The sequence below is a fragment of the Streptococcus sp. 68 genome (assembly GCF_013277415.1).
Taxonomy (GTDB): domain Bacteria; phylum Bacillota; class Bacilli; order Lactobacillales; family Streptococcaceae; genus Streptococcus.
Window position 1 is genome coordinate 1 of the sequence record NZ_VMMX01000019.1, and the last position, 2,881, is coordinate 2,881.

General features: G+C 50.1%; 1 tRNA gene and 2 rRNA genes (1 of these 3 cut by a window edge). All 3 read left to right on the forward strand.

The features are described 5' to 3' along the window. Positions 1-129: 129 nt before the first annotated feature. Positions 130-1,675: ribosomal RNA gene (locus HT720_RS09785) — 16S ribosomal RNA — on the forward strand. A gap of 51 nt (positions 1,676-1,726) precedes the next feature. Next, positions 1,727-1,799: transfer RNA gene (locus tag HT720_RS09790), tRNA-Ala, on the forward strand. Positions 1,800-1,923: 124 nt separating this feature from the next. Next, a 23S ribosomal RNA gene (locus HT720_RS09795) occupies positions 1,924-2,881 on the forward strand (it continues 1,864 nt past the right edge of the window). The 16S and 23S rRNA genes sit together here with 1 tRNA gene alongside, the layout of an rRNA operon.

Below are 2,881 nucleotides of genomic sequence, written 5' to 3' on the forward strand. Positions count from 1 at the left end.
AAGTGACAAAGACCTTTGAAAACTGAACAAGACGAACCAATGTGCAGGGCACTACAACTAAGGTTGTAGTACTGAACAATGAAAAAACAATAAATCTGTCAGTGACAGAAATGAGTGAGAACTCAAACTTTTAATGAGAGTTTGATCCTGGCTCAGGACGAACGCTGGCGGCGTGCCTAATACATGCAAGTAGAACGCTGAAGGAGGAGCTTGCTTCTCTGGATGAGTTGCGAACGGGTGAGTAACGCGTAGGTAACCTGCCTGGTAGCGGGGGATAACTATTGGAAACGATAGCTAATACCGCATAAGAGTAGATGTTACATGACATTTGCTTAAAAGGTGCAATTGCATCACTACCAGATGGACCTGCGTTGTATTAGCTAGTTGGTGGGGTAACGGCTCACCAAGGCGACGATACATAGCCGACCTGAGAGGGTGATCGGCCACACTGGGACTGAGACACGGCCCAGACTCCTACGGGAGGCAGCAGTAGGGAATCTTCGGCAATGGACGGAAGTCTGACCGAGCAACGCCGCGTGAGTGAAGAAGGTTTTCGGATCGTAAAGCTCTGTTGTAAGAGAAGAACGAGTGTGAGAGTGGAAAGTTCACACTGTGACGGTATCTTACCAGAAAGGGACGGCTAACTACGTGCCAGCAGCCGCGGTAATACGTAGGTCCCGAGCGTTGTCCGGATTTATTGGGCGTAAAGCGAGCGCAGGCGGTTAGATAAGTCTGAAGTTAAAGGCTGTGGCTTAACCATAGTACGCTTTGGAAACTGTTTAACTTGAGTGCAAGAGGGGAGAGTGGAATTCCATGTGTAGCGGTGAAATGCGTAGATATATGGAGGAACACCGGTGGCGAAAGCGGCTCTCTGGCTTGTAACTGACGCTGAGGCTCGAAAGCGTGGGGAGCAAACAGGATTAGATACCCTGGTAGTCCACGCCGTAAACGATGAGTGCTAGGTGTTAGACCCTTTCCGGGGTTTAGTGCCGTAGCTAACGCATTAAGCACTCCGCCTGGGGAGTACGACCGCAAGGTTGAAACTCAAAGGAATTGACGGGGGCCCGCACAAGCGGTGGAGCATGTGGTTTAATTCGAAGCAACGCGAAGAACCTTACCAGGTCTTGACATCCCTCTGACCGCTCTAGAGATAGAGCTTTCCTTCGGGACAGAGGTGACAGGTGGTGCATGGTTGTCGTCAGCTCGTGTCGTGAGATGTTGGGTTAAGTCCCGCAACGAGCGCAACCCCTATTGTTAGTTGCCATCATTCAGTTGGGCACTCTAGCGAGACTGCCGGTAATAAACCGGAGGAAGGTGGGGATGACGTCAAATCATCATGCCCCTTATGACCTGGGCTACACACGTGCTACAATGGCTGGTACAACGAGTCGCAAGCCGGTGACGGCAAGCTAATCTCTTAAAGCCAGTCTCAGTTCGGATTGTAGGCTGCAACTCGCCTACATGAAGTCGGAATCGCTAGTAATCGCGGATCAGCACGCCGCGGTGAATACGTTCCCGGGCCTTGTACACACCGCCCGTCACACCACGAGAGTTTGTAACACCCGAAGTCGGTGAGGTAACCGTAAGGAGCCAGCCGCCTAAGGTGGGATAGATGATTGGGGTGAAGTCGTAACAAGGTAGCCGTATCGGAAGGTGCGGCTGGATCACCTCCTTTCTAAGGATAAGGAACTGCGCATTGGTCTTGTTTAGTCTTGAGAGGTCTTGTGGGGCCTTAGCTCAGCTGGGAGAGCGCCTGCTTTGCACGCAGGAGGTCAGCGGTTCGATCCCGCTAGGCTCCATTGGTGAGAGATCACCAAGTAATGCACATTGAAAATTGAATATCTATATCAAATAGTAACAAGAAAATAAACCGAAAACGCTGTAGTATTAATAAGAGTTTATGACTGAAAGGTCAAAAAATAAGGTTAAGTTAATAAGGGCGCACGGTGGATGCCTTGGCACTAGGAGCCGAAGAAGGACGTGACAAACGACGATATGCCTTGGGTAGCTGTAAGTAAGCGATGATCCAGGGATTTCCGAATGGGGGAACCCAACAGGTACTACCTGTTACCCGCATCTGTTAAGGATGTGAGGAGGAAGACGCAGTGAACTGAAACATCTAAGTAGCTGCAGGAAGAGAAAGCAAAAGCGATTGCCTTAGTAGCGGCGAGCGAAACGGCAGGAGGGCAAACCGAAGAGTTTACTCTTCGGGGTTGTAGGACTGCAATGTGGACTCAAAGATTATAGAAGAATGATTTGGGAAGATCAGCCAAAGAGAGTAATAGCCTCGTATTTAAAATAGTCTTTGTACCTAGCAGTATCCTGAGTACGGCGGGACACGTGAAATCCCGTCGGAATCTGGGAGGACCATCTCCCAACCCTAAATACTCCCTAGTGACCGATAGTGAACCAGTACCGTGAGGGAAAGGTGAAAAGCACCCCGGGAGGGGAGTGAAATAGAACCTGAAACCGTGTGCCTACAACAAGTTCGAGCCCGTTAATGGGTGAGAGCGTGCCTTTTGTAGAATGAACCGGCGAGTTACGTTATGATGCGAGGTTAAGTTGAAGAGACGGAGCCGTAGGGAAACCGAGTCTGAATAGGGCAAATTAGTATCATGACGTAGACCCGAAACCATGTGACCTACCCATGAGCAGGTTGAAGGTGCGGTAAGACGCACTGGAGGACCGAACCAGGGCACGTTGAAAAGTGCTTGGATGACTTGTGGGTAGCGGAGAAATTCCAAACGAACTTGGAGATAGCTGGTTCTCTCCGAAATAGCTTTAGGGCTAGCGTCGACATTAGAGATTCTTGGAGGTAGAGCACTGTTTGGGTGAGGGGTCCATCCCGGATTACCAATCTCAGATAAACTCCGAATGCCAA